The sequence below is a fragment of the Methylorubrum sp. POS3 genome (genome assembly GCF_043352485.1).
GTDB classification, from domain to species: domain Bacteria; phylum Pseudomonadota; class Alphaproteobacteria; order Rhizobiales; family Beijerinckiaceae; genus Methylobacterium; species Methylobacterium suomiense.
The window spans coordinates 3,811,476-3,832,219 of the sequence record NZ_JAPRBT010000001.1; the positions used below are offsets into that span (position 1 = coordinate 3,811,476).

Sequence of the window (20,744 nt, forward strand, 5' to 3'; positions counted from 1 at the left end):
GCCGGACCGCCCCGGCGATCGCCCCCTCACTCCCTGCCACGCGGAGGCGCCCATGTACGACTGGATCGTCGATCACAAGCTTTCCCTCGGCATCTGGCTCAAGGCCCTGGTCGATTTCCTGAACGTGCATGCTCAGGCTGTGTTCGACTTCATCTCCGTCGTTCTCAGCGCGACGGTGGACGGGCTGACGCAGGCGCTTCAAATGGTGCCGCCGCTCGGTTTGATCGGGGCCTTCGCCGCCGCCGCCTACTGGCTGCACCGCTCGCTCGCGCTCTCGCTCTTCATCGTTCTCTCGCTGCTCTTGGTGGTCAATCTCGGCTACTGGGATGCCACGATGGAGACGCTCTCCCTCGTGCTGTGGTCAACGCTCACCTGCGTGCTGATCGGCGTGCCCGTGGGCATGGCGGCGGCGCATCGCCCGGTCTTCTACGCGGCGATCCGGCCGATCCTCGATCTGATGCAGACGATCCCGACCTTCGTCTACCTGATCCCGACGCTGGTGCTGTTCGGCCTCGGCACGGTGCCGGGCATCATCTCCACCGTCATCTTCGCGCTCCCGGCGCCGATCCGCCTGACGCAGCTCGGCATCGCCTCGGTCCCGACCAGCCTGCGCGAGGCAGCGCTCGCCTACGGCGCGACCCGGACGCAGATGCTGTTCAAGGTCGAGCTGCCTCACGCCCTGCCGACGATCCTGGCCGGCGTGACCCAATGCATCATGCTCAGCCTGTCGATGGTGGTCATCGCCGCCCTCGTCGGGGCCGACGGCCTCGGCAAGCCGGTGGTGCGCGCCCTCAACACGGTCAACATCGCGATGGGCTTCGAGGCGGGCCTCTCCATCGTGGTGCTCGCGATCATCCTCGATCGCGTGTGCAAACGGCCCGCACCCCGTGTCCGAAAGGCTACCCGATGACGGTCGCGCCCTTGAACGCCTTCGACCTCGATGCCGCCACGCCGCTCGTGGCGGCCGACAGGACCGAGAACGCGGTCGAATTGCGAAACGTGGACATCGTCTTCGGCCGCAACATCGCCAAGGCGCTGGCCCTGTCCGATCGAGGCGAGGGCCGCGAGCACATCCGCGAGCAGGTCGGCGCCCTCATGGGCACCTTCAAGGTCAATCTCGACATCCGCCGCGGTGAGATCTGCGTGCTGATGGGCCTGTCGGGTTCGGGCAAGTCGACCGTGCTCCGGGCGATCAACGGCTTGAACCGCGTCGCCCGCGGCAGCGTCCTCGTGCATCACCGCGGCCAACCGGTCGACGTCACGACGTGCAGATCCGCCACCTTGCGCGACATTCGGCTCAACACCGTTTCGATGGTGTTCCAGCAATTCGGCCTGCTGCCCTGGCGCAGCGTGCGCGACAATGTCGGCTTCGGGCTCGAACTGCGCGGCGTTGGCGGACCTGAGCGCGCCCGCATCGTCGACGAGAAGCTCGCCATGGTCGGGCTGTCGGGCTGGGCCGACAAGACCGTGCAGGAACTGTCCGGCGGCATGCAGCAGCGCGTCGGCCTCGCCCGCGCGTTCGCCACCGACGCCGACATCCTGCTGATGGATGAGCCGTTCTCCGCCCTGGATCCGCTGATCCGCGACAAGCTCCAAGACGATCTGCTCGATCTTCAGCGCAAACTTCACAAGACCATCGTCTTTGTCAGCCACGACCTGTCGGAGGCGCTGAAGATCGGCAACCGCATCGCCATCATGGAGGGCGGGCACGTCGTACAGTTCGGCACCGCCGCCGACATCCTGCTGCGGCCGGCCAACGATTACGTGGCCGAATTCGTCAAGCACATGAATCCGCTCGATGTGCTGACCGCGGAGGCGGTGATGCGCCCGGCCCACGACCTCCCGGTCGAGGGCGATACGCTCCTGCTCCACGAATCGTCCGGCCTGCGTCTGACCCTCGATGCGGCCGGTCGGCCGGCTGCGGCGGAGGTCGAGGGCCGGCCGGTGGCGCTTGCGACCGATGGCGGCGAGGCCGACGGGCTCGTCGTTGTCCGGTCCGACCTGCCGCTCAAGACGGTGATCGCCCTGCGCGACCGCGCCCGTCATCCGCTCGTCTTCGTGGACGAGACGGGACGCTTCGCGGGGCTCTGCGATCACGGCGAGATCTACCGGGCACTTCTGCGGAAAAACGCCTGACCCGCCGCCCGCATCGATCCCTTCCGCTCACGAACGTGACGTCATGAACCTCAACCAACCCCTCCGTCCCTATATCGGCGGCAGCGTCGCCCGCGATGACGGACGCCGGACCTTCGCCTCGATCAATCCCGCCGACGGAACGGTGCTGGCCCAGGTCGAGCACGCGACCCGCGCCGACCTCGAGGCGGCCTTGGCCAGCGCGGCCGAGGGGCAGGCCGTATGGGCGCGCATGCCGGCGCGGGAGCGCGGCCGGGTGCTGCACCGGGCGGTCGCGATCCTGCGGGAGCGCAACGACGCGCTGGCGCGCCTCGAGACCCTGGATACCGGCAAGCCGATTGCCGAAACCCGCCATGTCGACATCGTCACCGGTGCCGACGTGCTCGAATATTATGCCGGCCTCGCCCCGGCGCTCGAAGGCCGACAGATCCCGTTGCGGGAGACTTCCTTCGTCTATACGCGGCGCGAGCCGCTCGGCATCGTCGCCGGCATCGGTGCCTGGAACTATCCGATCCAGATCGCCCTGTGGAAGTCGGCCCCGGCGCTGGCGGCCGGCAACGCGATGATCTTCAAGCCGAGCGAGGTGACGCCACTCTCGGCCTTCGCGCTCGCCGAGATCTACACCGAGGCGGGCCTGCCCGACGGTGTGTTCAGCGTGCTGGCCGGGCTCGGGCCGGAAATCGGCGCGTGGCTCACCGGCCATCCCGGTATCGCAAAGATCTCGTTCACCGGGGGCACCGCCACGGGCACCCGCATCATGGCCGGCGCCGCCGCGGCGCCGCTGCGGGAGGTGACCCTCGAACTTGGCGGCAAGTCGCCGCTGATCGTTCTGGACGACGCCGACCTTAATCGGGCCGCCGACATCGCGCTGGCCGCCAATTTCTTCAGCTCGGGCCAGGTCTGCACCAACGGCACGCGCGTGTTCGTGCCCGCGGCTCTCAAGGGCGCCTTCGAGGAGCGCGTGCTCGCCCGCGTCGCCCGCATCCGTGTGGGCGATCCCCTCGACGAGGCAACCAATTTCGGCCCGCTCGCCAGCTTCGCCCACCGGGACAAGGTGCTCGGCTTCATTCGCTCAGGCCTGCGTCAGGGGGCACGCCTCCTCACCGGCGGCGAGCCGCCGGGCGGGACGCTCGCCGCCGGCGCCTACGTCGCCCCGACGGTCTTCACCGACTGCACCGACGACATGGAGATCGTCCGCGAGGAGATCTTCGGGCCGGTGATGAGCATCCTCGCCTACGAGACCGAGGTGGAGGTGCTCGCCCGCGCCAACGCCACGGCCTACGGCCTCGCCGCGGGCGTCGTGACGACGCGGCTGGAGCGCGCCCACCGCCTCGTCCACGGGCTCCAAGCCGGGATCTGCTGGATCAACACCTGGGGCGAGTCTCCGCCCGAGATGCCGGTCGGCGGGTACAAGCAATCGGGGATCGGCCGCGAGAACGGCGTCGAGACCCTGGAGCGATACACGCAGGTCAAGTCGATCCAAGTCGAACTGTCCGATTTCGCAGCCGTCTTCTGAGACGCGACCGTACCCTTTCACGGATCATCCGATCATGACGCAGGAATACGATTTCGTAATCGTCGGCGCCGGCTCGGCCGGGAACGTGCTGGCCACACGGCTGACCGAGGATGCGCACACCACCGTGCTGCTGCTCGAAGCCGGCGGAACCGATTACCGGTTCGATTTCCGCACCCAGATGCCCGCGGCGCTCGCCTTCCCGCTCCAGGGTCGGCGCTACAACTGGGCCTATCTCACGGATCCCGAGCCGCATATGGGCGGTCGGCGGATGGAATGCGGGCGCGGCAAGGGACTCGGCGGCTCCTCGCTCATTAACGGCATGTGTTACATTCGCGGCAACGCCATGGATTACGACGCCTGGGCGCAGGCGCCCGGCCTCGGCGATTGGTCGTACCACGATTGCCTGCCCTATTTCCGCAAGGCCGAGAGCCGCGACGCGGGCGCCAACGATTATCACGGCGATGACGGTCCCCTGAGCGTCACGACGGCCAAGCCCGGTCGCAACGTCCTGTTCGAGGCGATGATCGAGGCCGGCGTCCAGGCCGGCTATCCCCGCACGGACGATCTCAACGGCTATCAGCAGGAAGGCTTCGGTCCGATGGATCGCAGCGTCACCCCGAAGGGCCGCCGCTCCAGCACCGCGCGGGGCTATCTCGACCAAGCAAAAGGCCGGCCGAACCTGACCATCGTCACCCATGCGACGACGGATCAGATTCTCTTCGAAGGTCGCCGTGCCACCGGTGTCAAATACCTGCATGGCAAGGGTCGAGAGGCCGTCGTCGCCCGGGCGCGTCGCGAGGTCTTGCTCTGCGCGGGCGCCATCGCCTCGCCGCAGATCCTGCAGCGTTCCGGCGTCGGTCCCGCCGATTGGCTGCGCGACCTCGACGTGCCGGTGGTGCTCGATCTGCCCGGCGTCGGGCAGAACCTGCAGGACCATCTCGAGATGTACGTGCAGTACGAGTGCCTGAAGCCGGTCTCCCTCGCTCCGGCGCTGCGCCCCTGGAACCAGCCGGCGATCGGCGCGGAATGGATGTTCCTCGGTACCGGGATCGGCGCCAGCAACCAGTTCGAGGCCGGCGGATTCATCCGTTCGAGTTCGGAATTCGCGTGGCCGAACCTGCAGTACCACTTCCTTCCCGTGGCGATCAGCTACAACGGCACCAATGCGGTCAAGGCCCACGGCTTCCAGGCCCATGTCGGCTCGATGCGCTCGCCGAGCCGGGGACGAATCCGCCTGACCTCGCGCAATCCGCACGCCCATCCGAGCATCCTGTTCAACTACATGTCGACGGAGCAGGATTGGCGCGAGTTCCGTGACGCGATCCGCATCACCCGCGAGATCATCGGCCAATCCGCGCTCGACCCGTATCGCGGCCGCGAGATCAGCCCCGGGAAGGATCGCCAGACCGACGCCGAACTGGACGACTTCGTGCGCCAGCACGCCGAGACCGCCTATCACCCCTCCTGCTCCTGCAAGATGGGCGAGGATGCGATGGCGGTGGTCGATGGCCAGGGCCGCGTTCACGGGCTGGATGGCCTGCGGGTGATCGACGCGTCGATCATGCCGACCATCGTGACCGGCAATCTCAATGCGCCGACCATCATGATCGCGGAGAAGATCGCCGACCGCATCCGCGGCCGAACCCCGTTGCCGCGCAGCCAAGCGCCCTACCACATCGCGGGCAATACCCCGGTCCGCCGAGCTCCCGCCCGCGCGGCCTGAGGCCGGCGGCCCGGGCTGCTCAGCGCGACACTATCGTGTTCGGCGATGCCGCCCGGAGCGTGAAGCCCGAGGTGGCGCCGAGCGCGACGGGTTCAGGGCAACGGCTTCATTGGGTAGGGGCGGTGATCGCGCAGAACGGGGCGAACCCGTCTACGGGCGGCCTCAGCGTGGGAGCCCAAAATGGCGCAACCGGCGCGATGGCGAAAAGAAAGCGGCCACGGGCGTCGAAACAAAGGTGCGCGTACATCCGGCGTCACCCGCGTTCCGGCATCGTGGCCGCGGCCGATCCAGCGACGGAGTCGCGATCGGCATGATCTCGAAATGGGGGCAGGGCGGTTGTTCTGCAATGGTCGAACGGCTTGCGACTCCTCGCCGGCTTCCGGCATGCCGTTCGAAGAGTCACAGCCGCGCAACACCAACCATTTCGTTGCGGTGAGTAGTCAGTCCGCCTCCAAAGCCGCAAGGAATTCGCTATTCACTGCGCCGGCAATCCAGCGCTTGGCCCTGACCCATGATGTCCGCGTCCCGCACCCTCATTCTGCAGCACCGTGAAATCTCGGCTCTCCTGGCTACCTACGGAATGTTTCTGGGTGGGCTGCTGATTCTCACCTGGGCAGCATCCTGAGCAACGCCGACGCGATCAGATTGAAGAGCGGCCGAATTCGCAGCGCCGAGGTACCGCTCGGGACGATACGGCTACTTCGCGTTGCATGGGGTGGGCGTGCCGATCGTGTCTGGCCAGCGGCGCAGGATCGTTGTCCGGCTCTCCGGCCCCGTCGCAGTTCTGTTGCGCTGGACGAGGCGTAGGAACCCCCTCCCGAGATGAACCGCTGCCGCGCGATCGGCAGCAGATCCACGATTGTGCCCCAGAGGCTCGCCTCTGGGTTGTCCATTGCGACGATCAGATCAGGCGATGCCGGCCCACGCCGAGATCGAGGGACGCATCATCGCTCCCGGCCCATCCGTCAGACAGCTCCTGCATGCGGCGCAGGCTCCTCCGTCGAGATGGCGTCGATCGTGCGCTCGGTCGGCTCCGGGCCGCCATCGGCACGGTCGATCCGAATCTCCATGCCGGTCGGCTCCATCTCGCCGAAGGGCGTCGCGAAGGCGATCTCGGCCGCGTCGCGCCCGATGCCGATACGCACCAGCCCGTCCAGATGCGCTTGCCGCGTCGCGTCGAACAGCCACCAGCGCCCGTCGAGATAGGCCTCGAACACGGCGTGGAAGTCGCGCGGGACCAGGCCATAGGCATAGCAACTGACGAAGCGAGCCGGGATCCCGAGCGCACGGCAGAAGGCCGTTCCGATATGCGCAAAGTCCCGGCACACGCCTGCCCGCTTGAGCAGGCTCTCATCGGCGGTCGTCTCACCGTCGCTGGCGCCCCGCTGATAGGCGATGTTGTCGTGGATCCAGTTGCAGATCGCGTTCACCCGCTTGTGGCCCTTGGGGAGATGCCCGAACTCAGCCAGGGCAAAGGGCGTCAGGCGGTCGGAGGAGACGAAGCGGCTCGGCAGCAGGAAGGGAAGAATGTCGATGGGCAATTCCGCCACCGGGGTCTCTCGGATCGTCTCCGGATCGGCCCGCACGACCGCAAGTTCGACCTCGGCGTTGTACTCGACCGAGAAGGGACCGATCCCGGCATTCACGCCGAGGTAGCGATTCTTGAGATCGGGGGTGACGTACACCTCGCGCTTGAGATCGGGGCTGAGCGTCAGTGTCTCGCTGTGGATCGCGAGGCTCTTCAGATGGGCGACCTCCACGTTGAAGATGAAGGTCGTGGGCGCTTTGATCTCGTAGGCAAGGCTGCAGCCGAGCTTGAACCGCATTCTCTGGTTCCCCCGATATGGACCTACCGAGGGTTTAGCAAAGATCGAGCCTCGCCGGACCCGTTCGATCGAAGGGCGCTCGACGCCTCATGCCGCGCTCACGTCGCCTCTGCGCGGGCCGGTGAAAGCCGCCCGCCATTCTGGGGCGCGCGGTGATCGGCGCCAGGCCGGTGCGAAACGTCTGTCACGTTCCTGCTGATGACATTGATCCGCTTCGACGGCGACCAATTCAGTATCTCGACAACGGAACGTGAAAAATGTTGCCGTAACCTCTCAAATTGTACCAGTTCTCGAATCGCTGAGGCTTGAATACCTCAGCACCCACATTGAGCTCTCTTCTTCGACCAGGCGTGATGCTTGTGCGGCGCTCCAGGCATCACACGCGGCTCACCCCCGAATCCTTGCGATGAGTCCTCGATTGTGAGCCCAAATACACAATAAGATATCGTGGTTTATTACGCCGAAAGCGGCTGTGGAATATTTCAATACTTGCGATTCGCGAAGGCGCAACAATGATTGCACCATCCTTTTCGATACTTACCTGTCAAGACATTGCAAATTGTCAAATGGACTCCAAAATATCGACAATTCCGGCTCAATCCGAGCGATAGGCCACCACTTACAATTCGATACAAACAAAATAGGCACGCACAGTGCGCTGCAACGACAGCCTTCTCGTTATTTCTTATGTATATATTTGAGTATAGCAAAATAGACGATCTCAGGAAAACCGCCGCCGGACATAGGATGCGCGAGACGCTGGCGGGGTATGCCTCAGATGCAATTTGATATAATGACAATTCGACATATGACCTGCATTATATCGCCTGGACCTCAGGTGTTGCATGAACGGGTTTGAAATGCGCAGGTTCCTCCTTCAGGTGTCCGGGTAGGCATGTCCATGGATGCCAGCCGACTGGCGAGCGCTGCGGCGGATGCTTACGCCGCCGAAGCCAAGCCGCCGCTCACGGAGGAACTGATCAGCAAGGTGCGAGAAGCCTTGTTGTCAGCCATCGGTGCCGGAACGGATGCGGTCTCGGGCACTGATCGGCTCGAGCGCTTGAACGCCGCGCTCGACGCGTTCGAGACGGACCTCGACGCCGTGGTCGGCCCCCGGATCGCGTCGCTCGACGAGACTTCGGCCACGGTTACGACCCGACATCGCTCGGAAGCCGGGCAGCCGTTGCGGGCATTCGGTGGCCAGTAGCCACGCCCCTCGCAACCATCACGTCCGTTCGCTCCTTCAAGCTGGAACACAGGTCGCGCCATGAGTGAGGATACGGGAACTGTCCGGCGCTTTGCGCATCCGGGCCGTGGCCGCAACGTCGCCCGCGCCGTGCCGAAGGGCCGTCAGGTCGATCCGCAGGCCAAGGTCGAGATCGAGGATCTGCTCGGCACGCGCTCGCGCCAGCGCGATCTGCTGATCGAGCACCTGCATCTGATCCAGGACACCTACGGCCAGATCAGCGCCGACCATCTGGCCGCGCTCGCCGACGAGATGAGCCTCGCCTTCGCCGAGGTGTTCGAGACCGCGACGTTCTACGCGCATTTCGACGTGGTGAAGGAGGGTGAGGCCAACATCCCGCGCCTCACCGTTCGGGTCTGCGACAGCATCACCTGCGCGATGTTCGGCGCGGACGAGCTGGTCGAGACGCTGCAGCGCGAACTGGCGTCCGACGCCGTCCGCGTCGTGCGCGCGCCCTGCGTCGGCCTGTGCGACCATGCCCCGGCGGTCGAGGTCGGTCACAACTTCCTCCACAAGGCCGATCTCGCCTCCGTCCGCGCCGCGGTCGAGGCCGAGGACACCCACGCCCATATTCCCACTTACGTCGATTACGACGCCTACCGGGCCGGCGGCGGCTACGCGACCCTGGAGCGGCTGCGCGGCGGCGCACTCCCGGTCGACGACGTCCTGAAGGTCCTCGACGATGGCGGCCTGCGCGGCCTCGGCGGCGCCGGCTTCCCCACCGGCCGCAAGTGGCGCTCCGTGCGCGGCGAGCCCGGCCCGCGGCTGATGGCGGTCAACGGCGACGAGGGCGAACCCGGCACCTTCAAGGATCAGCTCTACCTGAACACCGATCCGCACCGCTTCCTGGAAGGCATGCTGATCGGTGCCCACGTGGTCGAGGCGACCGACGTCTACATCTATCTGCGCGACGAGTACCCGATCTCCCGCGAGATCCTGACCCGCGAGATCGCCAAGCTCCCCGAGGGTGGCACGCGCATCCACCTGCGCCGCGGCGCGGGGGCCTATATCTGCGGCGAGGAATCCTCGCTGATCGAGTCGCTGGAAGGCAAGCGCGGCCTGCCGCGGCACAAGCCGCCGTTCCCGTTCCAGGTCGGCCTGTTCAACCGCCCGACGCTGATCAACAACATCGAGACCCTGTTCTGGGTGCGCGACCTGATCGAGCGCGGCGCCGATTGGTGGAAGAGCCACGGCCGCAACGGCCGGGTCGGCCTGCGCTCCTACTCGGTCTCCGGCCGCGTGAAGGAGCCGGGCGTGAAGCTCGCCCCCGCGGGCCTGACCATCCAGGAACTGATCGACGAGTATTGCGGCGGCATGAGCGAGGGCCACAGCTTCGCGGCCTACCTGCCGGGCGGCGCGTCGGGCGGCATCCTGCCGGCTTCCATGAACGACATCCCGCTCGATTTCGGCACGCTGGAGAAATACGGCTGCTTCATCGGTTCGGCCGCGGTCGTGGTCCTGTCCGATCATGACGACGTGCGCGGCGCCGCGTTGAACCTGATGCGGTTCTTCGAGGACGAATCCTGCGGCCAGTGCACGCCCTGCCGCTCGGGCACCCAGAAGGCCCGCATGCTGATGGAGAACGGCGTGTGGGACACCGAGCTTCTCGGCGACCTCGCGCAGTGCATGCGCGACGCCTCGATCTGCGGTCTCGGACAGGCGGCCTCGAACCCGGTCAGCTCCGTGATCAAGTATTTTCCGGACCTCTTCCCGGAGCCGCGGGCCGTGGCGGCCGAATGACGCCCGACCCGAGCCTCCTCCCGAACCCGACGCCCCCGACGAAGCCAGAGCCTGGAGCGGACGCATGAGCAACGGCCCCGAAGTGCGCGGCGACAAGACCGAGCGGCCCGAGATACGCGCCAGCGGCCGGCAGGATGCCGGCGGTCCGGTGGGCGGCCCGCAGCCGGGTTCCGGCGGCGCCTACTCGCAGGGCGCCAAGGCCGGCGGCCAGGCCGCGCCCGAACCCACGGGCACCTTCGGCCTGAAGGACGCCCCGGTCGCGCCCGCGACCATCACGTTCGAACTCGACGGCCAACAGGTCGAGGCACAGCCCGGCGAGACCATCTGGGCGGTCTCGAAGCGCCTCGGCACGCATATCCCGCATCTCTGCCACAAGCCCGAGCCCGGCTACCGCCCGGACGGCAATTGCCGCGCCTGCATGGTCGAGATCGAGGGTGAGCGGGTGCTCGCCGCCTCGTGCAAGCGCACGCCGGCCATCGGCATGAAGGTGAAGACGGCGACGGAGCGTGCCACCAAGGCCCGCGCCATGGTGCTGGAACTGCTCGTGGCCGATCAGCCCGAGCGCGAGACCTCGCACGACCCGTCGTCGCATTTCTGGGTCCAGGCCGATTACCTCGACGTCAGCGAGAGCCGCTTCCCAGCCGCCGAGCGCTGGTCGAGCGATGTCAGCCACCCGGCCATGAGCGTCAACCTCGACGCCTGCATCCAGTGCAATCTCTGCGTCCGTGCCTGCCGCGAAGTCCAAGTCAACGACGTCATCGGCATGGCCTACCGCTCGGCGGACGCCAAGGTCGTGTTCGACTTCGACGATCCGATGGGCGCCTCGACCTGCGTCGCCTGCGGTGAGTGCGTTCAGGCCTGCCCGACGGGTGCGCTGATGCCCTCGGCCTATCTCGATGCGAACCAGACCCGGACGGTCTATCCCGACCGCGAAGTGAAGTCGCTCTGCCCCTATTGCGGCGTCGGCTGCCAAGTCTCCTACAAGGTCAAGGACGAGAAGATCGTCTACGCCGAGGGCGTCAACGGCCCGGCCAACCACAATCGGCTCTGCGTGAAGGGCCGCTTCGGCTTCGACTACGTCCACCACCCCCATCGCCTGACGGTGCCGCTGATCCGCCTGGAGAACGTGCCGAAGGACGCCAACGATCAGGTCGATCCGGCCAATCCCTGGACCCATTTCCGCGAGGCGACCTGGGAAGAGGCGCTCGACCGCGCCGCGGGTGGCCTCAAGCGGATCCGTGACACCGACGGGCGCAAGGCGCTCGCGGGCTTCGGCTCGGCCAAGGGCTCGAACGAGGAGGCCTATCTCTTCCAGAAGCTCGTGCGCCTCGGCTTCGGCACCAACAATGTCGATCACTGCACCCGGCTGTGCCACGCCTCGTCGGTGGCGGCCCTGATGGAAGGTCTCAATTCCGGCGCCGTGACCGCGCCGTTCTCGGCGGCCCTCGACGCGGAGGTGATCGTCGTCATCGGCGCCAACCCGACCGTGAACCATCCGGTCGCCGCGACCTTCCTGAAGAACGCGGTCAAGCAGCGCGGCGCCAAGCTGATCATCATGGACCCGCGGCGGCAGACGCTGTCGCGCCACGCCTACAAGCACCTCGCATTCCGCAATGGCACCGACGTGGCGATGCTCAACGCGATGCTGAACGTCATCGTCGAGGAGAAGCTCTACGACGAGCAGTACATCGCCGGCTATACCGAGAACTTCGAGGCGTTGAAGGAGAAGATCGTCGACTTCACCCCGGAGAAGATGGCGCCGGTCTGCGGCATCGACGCCGAGACCCTGCGCGAGGTGGCGCGGCTCTACGCCCGGGCCAAGTCCTCGATCATCTTCTGGGGCATGGGCGTCAGCCAGCACGTCCACGGCACCGACAACTCGCGCTGCCTGATCGCGCTCGCCCTCATCACCGGCCAGATCGGCCGGCCGGGCACCGGCCTGCACCCGCTGCGCGGCCAGAACAACGTTCAGGGCGCCTCCGACGCCGGCCTGATCCCGATGGTCTATCCGGACTATCAATCGGTCGAGAAGGATGCGGTGCGCGAGCTGTTCGAGGAGTTCTGGGGTCAGTCCCTCGATCCGCAGCGGGGTCTCACGGTCGTCGAGATCATGCGCGCGATCCATGCGGGCGAGATCAAGGGCATGTTCGTCGAGGGCGAGAACCCGGCGATGTCCGATCCCGACCTCAACCATGCCCGCCACGCCCTGGCGATGCTCGACCACCTCGTGGTGCAGGATCTGTTCCTGACCGAAACCGCCTTCCACGCCGACGTGGTGCTGCCGGCCTCCGCCTTCGCCGAGAAAGCCGGCACCTTCACCAACACCGACCGGCGCGTGCAGATCGCCCAGCCGGTGGTCGCGCCCCCCGGCGACGCACGCCAGGATTGGTGGATCATCCAGGAACTGGCCAAGCGCCTCGGCCTCGACTGGACCTATACGGGGCCGGCCGACATCTTCGCCGAGATGGCGCGGGTGATGCCGTCTCTCAATAACATCACCTGGGAGCGTCTGGAGCGCGAGGGGGCGGTGACCTACCCGGTCGATGCCCCGGATCAGCCTGGCAACGAGATCATCTTCTACGCCGGTTTCCCGACCGAGAGCGGTCGCGCCAAGATCGTCCCCGCGGCGATCGTCCCGCCGGACGAGGTGCCGGACGCCGAGTATCCGATGGTCCTCTCGACCGGCCGCGTGCTGGAGCATTGGCACACCGGCTCGATGACTCGGCGCGCCGGGGTGCTCGATGCGCTGGAGCCCGAAGCGGTGGCCTTCATGGCGCCGAAGGAACTCTACCGCCTCGGCCTGCGTCCCGGCGACGCGATGCGGCTGGAGACGCGCCGCGGCGCCGTCGAGCTGAAGGTCCGCTCCGACCGGGACGTGCCGGCGGGCATGATCTTCATGCCCTTCTGCTACGCCGAGGCTGCGGCCAACCTCCTGACCAATCCGGCCCTCGACCCGCTCGGCAAGATCCCCGAGTTCAAGTTCTGCGCGGCGCGGGTTGCCCCCGTGGAGGCCACGCCGATGGCGGCCGAATGATCGAGGCGTGAAGGCGGGCGGTGCATCGAGACGCACCGCCCGCTTCAAACGTGCGGCGTGCCTCGGCTTGCGCGTGGCGCATCGTGTATCGACCGAGACGAGTCCGCAGCCGGGTCGCGGTTGCCGGACGCCATGCCCGAATGGAACGGGCGCCGCACCGCCCCGAATGCACAGACGCTGCCGCCGGTCAGGCGGGTTGATGGTGTCGCAGATCCGCGAAACCAATCATTTTCCGAGCCTTTTCGTCCCAGAGGGCGAGCCTCAGGCAATTCAGGCTGTCCCGCAACGTCAGGCGACCCACCCGCCCGAGCACTTCATGTCCGTCGAGACATTCCTGAAGGCGGTAATTCGGGATGCGGCTGTTGAGATGGTGGACGTGGTGCAGACCGACATTGCCCGTGAACCACTGAAGCACCCGCGGTAAGGCATAGTACGAGCTGCCCCCGAGCGCCGCGCGGTGGAAGTCCCAGGCCTCCGCCTCCTCCCAGACCATCTCCTCGTACTGGTGCTGGACGTAGAACAACCAGCCCCCGATCCAGGCGGCGACGCTGATCACCGGTAGGAACACCCAGAGCACCGGCCCGACACTGCCGATGGCGAGCGCCAGCAGCCCCAGGGCGGCGAGAAGCGCGGCATCGAGCGCGATCACATCGCGCCACGCCGTCCGCCACGGGAGCCCGACACCGGTCGGCAGACGCTGCAACAGGAGGAAGTTGAGGGGTGAACCGATCACGATCAGGATGAACGGGTTTCGGTAAAGGCGATACCGCATCCGCGCCGAACGCGGCAGGGCGAGATACTCGCGCACGGTCAAGGTATGGACATCGCCCGTGCCGCGCCGGCTGAGATCGCCGGTCGTGGCATGATGCAGGGCGTGGGCCCGCTTCCAGCTGTCGTAAGGCGTGACCGTCAACAGGCTCAGGACGCGGCCAAGCCCGTCATTGCCGCGGCGCGAGGGCAGGAACGACCCGTGCCCGCAATCGTGCTGGATGATGAAGAGTCTGACCAGCAGCCCACCCGCCGGGATTGCCAGCGGCAAAGCGCGCCATTCGTAGCCGTTCGCCGCCGCGCCCAGCATGAGGGCACAGAGGATCAGGTAGGGAAGCAGCGTGTCGGCCACCTGCCGAAGGGCGAGCCGGGGGATCGGCTCGCGGAACGCGGCGCAGTGCCGAGCGATGTCGCGCGCCAGCTGTGTGATCTCCGAGCGAGAGGCCGCATCCCAGCCCAGCGTGGGCGAGGTTCTGGGTGTGTCGGTCACGATGGGCGGCAATCCTGTCCGTCAAAGGCCTTCGGAAGGCGGGGCATGCGGACGGGCAGGCCGATCGCATGATGCGGGTGGTCCACCACCGTTCCACGCGTGAGGATCGGGCGGCTCATTCATCGACGTTCAGGTCGAACCGTCTCACGCGTGCGGGACCCCATGGGCTACCCCACCCTCAATGCTAAGTCGGAAACGGAACCGCGGGAAGCGTCGATGGAAGTCGTTCGACGACGCCTGCCATACGGCGGTAGGCGAAAGAACGACCCGTGTGAAGGCAAGCGACAGAGGCAATGTCCGGACTTGGCCCACCGCAGGCCTCATGCCCCGATACACGCGCAACGGGGCGAGCGAACGATCAGCAGCGCTCTGCTCAACGAGAAGCGGTAACCGATAGATCCCGCTCGGATCGCGGTCCTCACCATCGGTGAATCGAGCGGATGCGGGATTTTCCTTCGATATCAAGTCTCAGAAGCATCGTTTTGGTTGGGCGCTGAAGATCGACAACGAGCTCAGCACAGGGGCGGGTCCGATGATGGCCTTTGCCCAGCCCTGGCTCGGGTCGCACGCTCGGCCTCTCCGCCATGGGTGCGGCTGCCCGACCCGGATGAGGCGAACGGTCGCCCCGTCCGCCCTCAGCGACGACGACAATGGCGATCGCCGGGGTCCAGCATCGAGCAGCCTAGCCACATGCTTCGGCCCTCGAAAGAGAGCAGCCCAGCATGCGGATACGAAGGTCGGTTGCGCCTTAACGGTTGGCGGATCGTATCGCGGCCGAAACCATGTCCTTGGTCGAGGGGGCGGCGGCAATGACTTTCGGCACCGTCTTCTTCGGCTTCTTCGTCTCGCGGTTGCCGCGCTTCTTCTCGTTGGCCATCGTAAGACTCCTCGTTCAGCGGTGTCGGGACGGTGTGCGAGGCGCGATCAGTGACGGGCCTCGATCGAGATCGCCATCGGAAGGTTGCCGGGCCAGTAGCGGGCGATGAAGCGCGTCCGGTCCCAGAGTTCGATCGGATGATCGCCGAGCAGCTTGAGGGCGAGCGCCTTCGCTTCGGTGTCGGTTCGTGCCCGAAGCGTGCGCCCGGCGCCCTCGCGGCCGGTCCGACCGACATCGTAGAGCCGGTACGCCGACGAGGCGCCGTCGTAATCTTTCAGCTGAATAATATTCGTCATGATCTCCGCCTGTTTCATCCAGGCGGGGACATCATGCGCCCTCAGCCATCGGAGCCTGAAGGTCGCTCTTCCGACGGTGATCTGAACTTGCGCCTTTCTTTTGGAAAAAGATAGCCGTCCCGACGCGCTGAATATTGCGCCGATTTTTGCGATCTTATGGATTGCCGGGCCGCCCGCATGGTCGATCTCAGACGAGAACGCATGCAAAGGATCGCCGCGGACTTGAACCGCGGATACAATCCAGGATAGAGACCGAAGAGTGTTTCGCGCCGCGAGCCCGGTGCTCACCCTGGCAACGACGGCGCATTGAGTAGAGATCGGGACTCTGCAGTGACTGGTCGATGCCTATCGCGGATCAGCATCTTCGAGCACGCAAACAGGATCAGCGACACAATTTGCGCGCCAGAATTCGGTTTCAACACGTATTCCTCGCAGATCCGGCCAAGATCCTTCGATCAACAACATGGCCATGCGACCCGGATCGGTGCAGACGACCCACCGCGGATCGGTGGCGCTCCGCGACCGACGCCCGCAACGGCGAACATTTTTTGTCGCCGGACGGTGATCGGACAGACCATGCTGGCGAGCCCATTCCGTTGTCCGCCAACGCGCGGTCGGATGTCGTTTCGCGGGAACGGTCAGGAGACCTTGCATCTCGAGCCGAAACACCGACACGTTTGCGGGCCGGGCTGATATCGTCTTGGGGAATCGGAGACGGTCCGCGGTGCCTGACGCTGCTCCGCCGCGGAGCCACACTTCCTGCACCCACCACGGGTCCGCCCGTTGGCGTTCCTTCGATCCTCCAGCGGGAACGCCGGGGATGAGCGCCGCGAATGCTGCGATCTGCGCTCAAGACCAGAGCCGTCGGCATATGGTCCGCATGTCAGGCGTAGAAAACGTCGATGCGCCCGTTCGAACGTACCGTGAAAGGAACCGAATAGATCGGAGAACGATCAAACCAAACGCCCCATGCTGCGGCATCGCCTTTTTCGTTGCATGGGGGGCGCGTCAAAACAGAGACTTGGAGTTGCCAAGCTGATGACGTCAGGTCGAATAAGGCTCCTTGAGGAACCGAACCGTATGCGGTGCGGCCCGGGCTTCCGATTTTCATATTCCTGACGCATGCTGCGCGGGGGGACCGAACGTGAAACGAAGACGCAGTGTTGCAGCACCCAGCGCGACACCGGGGCTCGTCAGAACCCTGGCCGAAACGGGCGTGGTGGGGACCTGGGAATGGGATCCCTTCTCGGGCCGCTTCGTCCTTGACGGGGGCGCGGCCGCTCTGTTGGCAGGCGATCCCGGATTGGCCGGTGATCCGTTGTCCTGCGAGCGGGCTACGGCCGGGCTCGAGGAAGCGGATGTCGAGCGCTTCCTCGGGGAGTTGCGCCGGGCAGAGGCAGAAGGGGACGATGTCCTGATCGAGTTGCGCGCTGCCGGTCCGTCGCGCCCGCGACGGCTGTTGTGCCGCGGCCGGATCCTGCGCGATCCGCTCGGTCGAACCGTTCGGGGGGAGGGGACCCTTCTGGACGCCGCCGAAATCGGGGCCGAGGCCCGCGCGCTGCTCGGCTTCCCCGATGACGTCGCCGGAGCGGCCATCGACGAGGCGGCGGATTTGCTGATCGCAGCCCGGCGGGCCATCGACGCGAGCGGAAATCCCAAGCTGCGCGATCTCGTGGACGTCGTTCTCCTCGAAGTCGCCCGAGAAATCGCGAGCCGTTCGCAACCGGCGAAGTCGATACGACACTAGCCGTATTCGATTGAATGCGCCGGGACGGTGGTCCACCCCTGGAGGCGTGTCGCGCGATGAGACGAACCGGCATCGGTTTCTCCGGATCGCGTCCCCGGTCGCCGGCAACGTCCGAGGGCCGGGCCCGGTGCGGAGCGTGCCGACCGGTCATCCGAGACGGCGGGTGGATGCGACGGCATCGGTGAACGGTCGCCTATCATTGCAAAGCGCTTTAAGGGGTGCTTCCGGGCTCCTTCGGGAGCAGGCCGGGATCGACCCTGAAGCGGTTCGGCACGGCATCGCCGGTTTCATCGACGGTCGAGCCCCGAGACCCCATGCCCGCGCGCCCCGTCGCCGTTGACCTGACCCGCCTCATCACCCGCCTGCGCCACAGTAGTCCGACCGGGATCGACCGGGTCGATCTCGCCTATGCCCGGCACATGCTCGGCCACGCCGGAGGGGGCAGCGACCGGTTCGGCCTCGTTTCCACGGAATTCGGCCCGAAAATTCTCGAACGCGATGCGGCCCTGTCGATCGTCGAGGCTGTGGCGGCCGGCTGGGTCGAGGATGTCGCGGCGGAGGACGATCCGGTCTATCGCGCCCTCAGCGATCATCTCGAAGGCGGAGATGCCGCCCGGTTCGGGCAGGGGAGGCGGCCGAAGGAGAAGCGGGCAGCCTCCTGGCACCGCCGTCGTGTTCAGGCCGAGACGGCTCTGCGCGCCTGGCGCGCCGCCGGACCGGACCGCCTGCCGCAGGGAACGATCTACCTGCACACCTCGCATCTTCGGCTCGACCGGCCGGGCCGTTTCGATTGGCTCTACGGCCGACGCGACGTGCAGCCGGTCTTCTTCGTCCACGACCTGATCCCGATCTCGCACCCCGAATACGGGCGTCCCGGTGAGGCGATGCGGCACGAGATCCGCATGGAGACGGTCGCGCGCCATGCTGCCCATGTCATCGTCAACTCCGCCGATGTCGGCGAGCGGTTCTCCCGTCACGCGGTGTCGCGCGGTCTAGGTCGCAAGCCGCTGACGGTGGCGCCGCTCGGTGTGGAGCCCATCTTTTCGGCCGCAGCGGATGAAGCGGGGCCGGTCCGTCGCCCGTTCTTCCTCGTCTGCGGCACCATCGAGCCGCGCAAGAACCACCTCCTGCTTCTCAATCTCTGGCGCGACCTTGCCGAGCGACTGGGAGACGAGACTCCGCGCCTCGTTCTCGTGGGTCGGCGCGGCTGGGAAATCGAGAATGTCGCGGACATGCTCGATCGCTGCCCGGCGATCCGCGCGCATGTCACCGAGGTTGTCGGCCTCACCACCCACGGCCTCGCCCGGCTGATGCGGGAGGCCACGGCCCTGCTGATGCCCTCCTTCATCGAGGGTTATGGGCTGCCGGTGGTCGAGGCGGCGGCGAGCGGCCTGCCGGTGGTCGCCTCCGACATCCCGGTCCACCGGGAGATCGGCGGAGATTTCGCCCATTTCCTCGATCCCCTCGACGGACCCGGCTGGATGCACGCCGTGCGCGCGCTCGCGGAGCCCGGCTCGCGATTGCGGGCGGAGTTGCGTGGGCGGCTCACCGGTTACGCGGCACCGACCTGGGCGGCGCATTTCGAGCGGGCCGAGGCCGCGCTCGCCACGCTGCCCGAAGGATGAGGGGGAGCCGTCGGCGCTCCCCTATGATTGCCACCGAGCCGGGATCGGCTCTAGAAGTCGGTCCTCTTCTCCTGATTGCGTGCATCGGCGCCTCGCAGCCGGTGCGGCGCTGTCCTTTTCTCGAAAGTCTTGCTGCGATGACGGTGGTCGATCTCGACCGGGATACGGTCAAGCGGGGCCTCGCGGATGGCTCGATGCTTCTCATCGACGTGCGGGAGGATTACGAATTTGCCCGTGGCCACATCCCGGGCTCGGTCTCGTTTCCGCTCTCGACGTTCGACCCGGATGCCCTCAAGGCCCTGGTCGAGGCGGATGGCCGACGGCCGGTCTTCTCCTGCGCCTCCGGCGTCCGCTCGGTGAATGCGCTTGCCGCGGCCCAGGGCGCGGGGCTCGACATCACCGAACATTATGCCGGCGCCTTCAAGGACTGGTACGCCGCCGGCGAACCGGTTGAGGCATGACGTCCTTATCGGTCCGGATACGCTGATCGATGAACGAAAAGTGAATGGCATGTGCGCGAGCGCACGCCCGATCCTTCACCGCACGGATTAGGCCGCGACGTGCAGGGAACCGAATGATGCGCAGCCTCCGGCCTCTCCTTCTCCTCTCGCCGCTGATCGCCGCCGCCCTGATGGGCCCCGGCGGTGCCGCTGCGCAGGCTCCCGGTGCGCCACCTCCGGGCGTGACCGTGGCCAAGCCCGTCGTGAAGGAGATCGTCGAGCAGGATCAATATACCGGCCGCTTCGATCCGATCGAGTTCGTCGAGGTCCGGGCGCGCGTCACCGGCTATCTCGACAAGATCCTGTTCCAGGACGGCGCCAACGTGAAGAAGGGCGACGTGCTCTTCCTCATCGACCGTCGCCCCTACAAGGCGGCCCTGGAGCAGGCCCAGGCCGCGCTCACCTCGGCCAAGGCCCGGCTCGCCTTCACCCAGACCGATCTGGAACGCGCGCAAGTGCTCTCGAAGGGCGGCAACATCTCCGAGCAGGTCACCGACCAGCGCCGCCAAGCATCGCAGACCGCGCAGGCCGATGTGGACAGCGCGGAGGCGGCGCTGCGCAACGCCCAACTCAACTACGACTTCACCGAGGTGAAATCCCCGGTCAACGGACGCATCAGCCAGCGTCTCGTCACCGAGGGCAACATCGTCATCACCGATCAGACCATGCTGACCACGATCGTGTCCCTCGACCCGATCTATTTCGGCTACACGGTCGATGAGAAGTCGTTCCTGAAATACCAGGGCACGCTGGGGATCGGCATGGGCCAGACCCAGCGCGGCAAGGGCGCGCCGATCCGGATCGCGCTCTCGGGCGAAGAGAAGCCGACCCGCAAGGGCACGCTCGACTTTGTCGACAACCGCGTCGACAACGCCACCGGCACGGTGCTGCTGCGCGCGACCGTCGAGAATCCCGACGGTTTCATCAAGCCGGGCCTGTTCGGCATCGTCTCGATGCCGGCGACCAAGCCCTACCAGGGCATCCTGATCCCCGACGAGGCGGTCTCGGCCAACCAGGACAAGCGCATCGTCTACGTGCTCGGCGAGGGCGACAAGGTCGCGGCCAAGACCGTCAAGCTCGGCCCGCTGGTCGATGGCTATCGCGTCGTCCGCGAGGGTCTGAAGGGGGACGAGAGCGTGGTGATCAACGGCGTCGCCAAGGTCCGCCCCGGCGCCCAGGTCAAGCCCGAGACGACGCAGCTGCCGCCGACCAAGGGCTGACGA

The 20,744-nt window shown here is 66.4% G+C and carries 15 protein-coding genes; 11 read left to right on the forward strand and 4 right to left on the reverse strand.

Features of this window, described 5'->3' with window-relative positions:
- Positions 1-52 precede the first annotated feature (52 nt).
- Genes choW through betA form a run of 4 tightly spaced genes read left to right on the forward strand, consistent with a single transcriptional unit; the run spans position 53 to position 5,372 of the window.
- Positions 53-910 carry a choline ABC transporter permease subunit gene (choW, locus tag OWC43_RS17555; protein ID WP_393957614.1) on the forward strand — a complete coding sequence of 286 codons (858 nt, stop codon included), beginning with the start codon at positions 53-55 and terminating at the stop codon, positions 908-910.
- Entirely contained in the window at positions 907-2,136 is a 1,230-nt protein-coding gene (choV, locus tag OWC43_RS17560; protein ID WP_393957615.1) for a choline ABC transporter ATP-binding protein, read from the forward strand. Before choW ends, choV begins: the two co-directional genes overlap by 4 nt.
- Before the next feature lie 43 nt (positions 2,137-2,179).
- The gene (betB, locus tag OWC43_RS17565) at positions 2,180-3,649 is read left to right on the forward strand and encodes a betaine-aldehyde dehydrogenase (protein ID WP_393957616.1); all 1,470 of its coding nucleotides are present in this window, start codon (positions 2,180-2,182) and stop codon (positions 3,647-3,649) included.
- A gap of 34 nt (positions 3,650-3,683) precedes the next feature.
- On the forward strand, positions 3,684-5,372 hold the full coding sequence (gene betA / locus OWC43_RS17570) for a choline dehydrogenase (protein WP_137827715.1): 1,689 nt from the start codon (positions 3,684-3,686) through the stop codon (positions 5,370-5,372).
- Between the two features lie 965 nt (positions 5,373-6,337).
- On the opposite strand, the gene OWC43_RS17575 is transcribed toward betA, so the two are convergent.
- On the reverse strand, positions 6,338-7,198 hold the full coding sequence (locus tag OWC43_RS17575; protein ID WP_137827714.1) for a transglutaminase family protein: 861 nt from the start codon (positions 7,196-7,198) through the stop codon (positions 6,338-6,340).
- Between the two features lie 895 nt (positions 7,199-8,093).
- Here OWC43_RS17575 and OWC43_RS17580 point away from each other — a divergent pair.
- The 3 genes from OWC43_RS17580 to fdhF all read left to right on the forward strand — a co-directional run bounded on the left by OWC43_RS17580 (position 8,094) and on the right by fdhF (position 13,218).
- The gene (locus OWC43_RS17580; RefSeq protein WP_393957618.1) at positions 8,094-8,405 is read left to right on the forward strand and encodes a hypothetical protein; all 312 of its coding nucleotides are present in this window, start codon (positions 8,094-8,096) and stop codon (positions 8,403-8,405) included.
- 60 nt (positions 8,406-8,465) lie between these two features.
- Positions 8,466-10,184, forward strand: coding sequence for an NAD(P)H-dependent oxidoreductase subunit E (locus OWC43_RS17585; RefSeq protein WP_393957619.1), 1,719 nt, complete (start codon positions 8,466-8,468; stop codon positions 10,182-10,184).
- Between the two features lie 64 nt (positions 10,185-10,248).
- A complete protein-coding gene (fdhF, locus tag OWC43_RS17590; protein ID WP_393957620.1) occupies positions 10,249-13,218 on the forward strand; it encodes a formate dehydrogenase subunit alpha in 2,970 nt (989 codons plus the stop codon).
- Between the two features lie 187 nt (positions 13,219-13,405).
- Here fdhF and OWC43_RS17595 read toward each other — a convergent pair whose 3' ends face one another.
- The 3 genes from OWC43_RS17595 to OWC43_RS17605 all read right to left on the reverse strand — a co-directional run bounded on the left by OWC43_RS17595 (position 13,406) and on the right by OWC43_RS17605 (position 15,649).
- Positions 13,406-14,476, reverse strand: coding sequence for a fatty acid desaturase (locus tag OWC43_RS17595; protein WP_393957621.1), 1,071 nt, complete (start codon positions 14,474-14,476; stop codon positions 13,406-13,408).
- A gap of 748 nt (positions 14,477-15,224) precedes the next feature.
- Positions 15,225-15,353, reverse strand: a complete 129-nt coding sequence (locus OWC43_RS17600) for a hypothetical protein (RefSeq protein ID WP_281405157.1) — start codon at positions 15,351-15,353, stop codon at positions 15,225-15,227.
- A gap of 47 nt (positions 15,354-15,400) precedes the next feature.
- Positions 15,401-15,649, reverse strand: a complete 249-nt coding sequence (locus OWC43_RS17605; RefSeq protein WP_238308306.1) for a hypothetical protein — start codon at positions 15,647-15,649, stop codon at positions 15,401-15,403.
- A 1,216-nt stretch (positions 15,650-16,865) separates the two neighbouring features.
- Between OWC43_RS17605 and OWC43_RS17610 the strand changes: the two genes are divergently transcribed.
- The 4 genes from OWC43_RS17610 (at position 16,866) to OWC43_RS17625 (ending at position 20,741) form a co-directional block, all read left to right on the forward strand.
- Positions 16,866-17,396, forward strand: a complete 531-nt coding sequence (locus tag OWC43_RS17610; protein ID WP_393957622.1) for a hypothetical protein — start codon at positions 16,866-16,868, stop codon at positions 17,394-17,396.
- 314 nt (positions 17,397-17,710) lie between these two features.
- Entirely contained in the window at positions 17,711-19,021 is a 1,311-nt protein-coding gene (locus tag OWC43_RS17615; RefSeq protein ID WP_393957623.1) for a glycosyltransferase family 4 protein, read from the forward strand.
- A gap of 137 nt (positions 19,022-19,158) precedes the next feature.
- Positions 19,159-19,482 (forward strand): rhodanese-like domain-containing protein, encoded by a 324-nt coding sequence (locus tag OWC43_RS17620; protein WP_137827709.1) that lies wholly within the window; start codon positions 19,159-19,161, stop codon positions 19,480-19,482.
- Between the two features lie 113 nt (positions 19,483-19,595).
- The gene (locus OWC43_RS17625) at positions 19,596-20,741 is read left to right on the forward strand and encodes an efflux RND transporter periplasmic adaptor subunit (protein WP_393957624.1); all 1,146 of its coding nucleotides are present in this window, start codon (positions 19,596-19,598) and stop codon (positions 20,739-20,741) included.
- The last annotated feature ends 3 nt before the right edge of the window (positions 20,742-20,744 follow it).

What these genes read in the sequence shown, in the direction of transcription:
- OWC43_RS17580 (WP_393957618.1), top strand. Translation starts at nt 8,094, where the DNA reads ATGTCCATGGATGCCAGCCGACTGGCGAGCGCTGCGGCGGATGCTTAC.
- OWC43_RS17600 (WP_281405157.1), bottom strand. Translation starts at nt 15,353, where the DNA reads ATGGCCAACGAGAAGAAGCGCGGCAACCGCGAGACGAAGAAGCCGAAG.
- choW (WP_393957614.1), top strand. Translation starts at nt 53, where the DNA reads ATGTACGACTGGATCGTCGATCACAAGCTTTCCCTCGGCATCTGGCTC.
- OWC43_RS17625 (WP_393957624.1), top strand. Translation starts at nt 19,596, where the DNA reads ATGATGCGCAGCCTCCGGCCTCTCCTTCTCCTCTCGCCGCTGATCGCC.
- choV (WP_393957615.1), top strand. Translation starts at nt 907, where the DNA reads ATGACGGTCGCGCCCTTGAACGCCTTCGACCTCGATGCCGCCACGCCG.
- OWC43_RS17605 (WP_238308306.1), bottom strand. Translation starts at nt 15,649, where the DNA reads ATGACGAATATTATTCAGCTGAAAGATTACGACGGCGCCTCGTCGGCG.
- OWC43_RS17615 (WP_393957623.1), top strand. Translation starts at nt 17,711, where the DNA reads ATGCCCGCGCGCCCCGTCGCCGTTGACCTGACCCGCCTCATCACCCGC.
- betB (WP_393957616.1), top strand. Translation starts at nt 2,180, where the DNA reads ATGAACCTCAACCAACCCCTCCGTCCCTATATCGGCGGCAGCGTCGCC.
- betA (WP_137827715.1), top strand. Translation starts at nt 3,684, where the DNA reads ATGACGCAGGAATACGATTTCGTAATCGTCGGCGCCGGCTCGGCCGGG.
- fdhF (WP_393957620.1), top strand. Translation starts at nt 10,249, where the DNA reads ATGAGCAACGGCCCCGAAGTGCGCGGCGACAAGACCGAGCGGCCCGAG.
- OWC43_RS17575 (WP_137827714.1), bottom strand. Translation starts at nt 7,198, where the DNA reads ATGCGGTTCAAGCTCGGCTGCAGCCTTGCCTACGAGATCAAAGCGCCC.
- OWC43_RS17620 (WP_137827709.1), top strand. Translation starts at nt 19,159, where the DNA reads ATGACGGTGGTCGATCTCGACCGGGATACGGTCAAGCGGGGCCTCGCG.
- OWC43_RS17585 (WP_393957619.1), top strand. Translation starts at nt 8,466, where the DNA reads ATGAGTGAGGATACGGGAACTGTCCGGCGCTTTGCGCATCCGGGCCGT.